Here is a 2,485-nt window from a genome sequence, read left to right as displayed (position 1 = left end):
CGCGGCGGCGGCGGGGAGCCACAGGGTGAAGCACGATCCCTGGCCCGGCGCCGTCCTCACCGTCAGGTCGCCTTCCATCAGCCGCGCCAGCTGCCGGCTGATGGTAAGCCCCAGCCCGGTGCCGCCGTGCGTGCGCGTGCGACCCATGTCGGCCTGCACGAAGGGCTGGAAGATCGCCTCCACCTGGTCGGGCGCGATCCCCATCCCCGTGTCTTCCACCTGGATGCGCACCCACGGCCCCGGCCCCGCCAGCCGCGCGCCGTCCCCGGGCGCGTCGGCGACGTTGCAGTGGATGCTGGCCCGGCCGCCGCCCTCCGTGAACTTCACCGCGTTGGAGAGCAGGTTCACCACGATCTGCCGGACGCGGTCGGGATCGCCCAGGAACCAGGTGTCCGCCCCGGGATCGCAGTCCAGCGCCAGGTGCAGCCCCTTTTCCGCCGCCTGCGGGGTGACGAGCGCCACGGCCGCGTCCACCGTTTCCACCACGGGCGCGGCGACGCGCTCCACCCGAAAGCGGCCCGCCTCGATCTTGGACAGGTCCAGGATCTCCTCGATCAGCCCCAGCAGGTGCTGGCTGCTGGCGCGCACGCGGCCCAGCTGGGCGCGCTGCGCCGGGGTGATGGGCCCGGTGATCCCCATCTCCAGCAGCTCGGAGTAGCCGATGATGGCGTGGATGGGGGTGCGCAGCTCGTGGCTCATGTTGGCCAGGAACTCGGTCTTGGCGCGGTTGGCGGACTCGGCCTCGTCGGTGCGGGCGGCCAGCCGCTGGTTGGCCTCGGCAAGCTCGTGCACCGCCGCGTCGCGGGCCTCCTCGGCGCGGACGCGCTTGATGGACTGCCCGATGTCACGGCCGATGGCGTCCACCGCCTCGAGCAGGGCGGGATCGGGGGCCAGCACCGACTGGTGGAAGAACTCGATGACCCCCATCAGCTCGTCGGCGGCGCGGATGGGGAACGCGAACGCGCCGTGCAGCCCCGCCGCGGCCGCTTTGGCCGCGCGGGGAAAGTTCGCGTCGCGGGTGACGTCCGACACCCAGGCCGGCTCGCCCACCTCCCACACGCGGCCGGGAAGCCCCTGCCCGGGGCGAAAGGTGAGGGCGGGGTCGGCAACGGCCTGGCCCGGATCGGGCGCGTCGGGGGCCATCCAGCGTCCCGCGTAGCAGAGCTGCTCGCCGCCGGTGTCCATCACCCAGAACACGCCGACCGGCCAATGCAGCGACTCGCCGATCACCTGCAGCAGCCGGGGCGCGGCCTCGTGCAGCGTGTGCGACTCGGCCACCACGCGGGTGACGGCGTGCTCGGCCGCCAGCCGGCGCTCGGCCGCCTTCTGCTCGGTGAGGTCGCGGATGAAGGCGTTGAAGAGCACGCGGCTGCCGGAGCGCGCCGGCGCCACCGTGAGCTCCACGGGAAACTCCGTCCCGTCGCGGCGGATGGCGGAAATCTCGATGCGCCGGTTGAGGATGGGCCCCTCACCCGTCGCCAGGTAGTGGTCGATGCCCCGCTGGTGCCCCTCGCGAAAGCGCGGGGGGATGATGGTCTGCGCGAGCGTCTGGCCGATCGCCTCGTCGGCGCTCCACCCGAACAGGCGCTCGGCGTGGTCGTTCCACTCCATGATGACGCTCGCGTCGTCGGTCATGACGATGGCGTCGAGCGACGAGTCGATGGTGCTGCGCAGGCGGGCCTCGGAGGTGGCCAGCTCTTCGTTGAGCACCTCCAGCTCGGCCGTCTGCTCCTGCAGGTGCGACGCCTGGTCCTGCAGCTGCTCGGCGAGCTGCTCCAGGTCGCGCCGGGCAGACTCTGCCTGCACGTACAGCCGCGCCTGCTCGGCACCGGCCCGGCCGCGCCGCACCAGCCACCAGGTGACGGCGGCGCCCACGGCCGCGATCAGCAGCGCGAGGAGGGCGGCGGCGGCATCGGGAAGCTCCAGCGCGAGCACGCCATGCACGGCCTCGCCGGGGTTCAGGAACGAACCCGGCTCATCGACGAACGCCCCTTTCCACCCTATCCGCATCACCAGCCGCACGAGAACGGAGTCAATGGACGGCGTGCCGATGGAACGGGCGCGCCGCGATCCAGCCGAAACGGATTCAGGCCTGCAAGCTCGGGACCGGCGGGCGCTTCCCCGGCCCCTTCCCGCATCAAGTGCGTGCGGAGAGGGGGAACTTCGGTCCGGTGGAGACTGGGTTCGGTGCGTCGGCGGGGCGCCCCCCATCCCCAGCCCTTCCCCCGCAAACCCCGCGGGGGAAGGGAGCCAGTGTGGCGCGTCAGAGGAGGACCGATGGTGGGGCTGAGACTGTAGCCGGCTCTGGAGCGGTTCGAGGACGCCCGTGCAGACCCCGGCTGCCCTCTCCCCCCGGCCCCCTCTCCCGCAAGCGGGAGAGGGGAGAACTGCACCACATTCCAGGCGCGTTCCCTCGCCTCAACTCACACCCGAGCAAGCCAGTCTGCGAAGGCAGACTTCGTGTGGTTGTTGCAGCGAATTCATT

1 protein-coding gene is annotated in these 2,485 nt (G+C 72.0%); it reads right to left on the bottom strand.

Translation table 11 applies throughout. The annotated features are described in order from the left end of the window. The coding region (locus VIB55_RS08410; protein WP_331876229.1) for a PAS domain S-box protein at positions 1 to 2,010 on the bottom strand (2,010 nt) is incomplete at its 3' end. Between the last annotated feature and the right edge of the window lie 475 nt (positions 2,011 to 2,485).

It is taken from the genome of Longimicrobium sp., from assembly GCF_036554565.1.
Classification (GTDB): domain Bacteria; phylum Gemmatimonadota; class Gemmatimonadetes; order Longimicrobiales; family Longimicrobiaceae; genus Longimicrobium.
The sequence above is the reverse complement of the archived record's forward strand: the minus strand, read 5'-3'. Positions and strand labels throughout refer to the sequence as shown.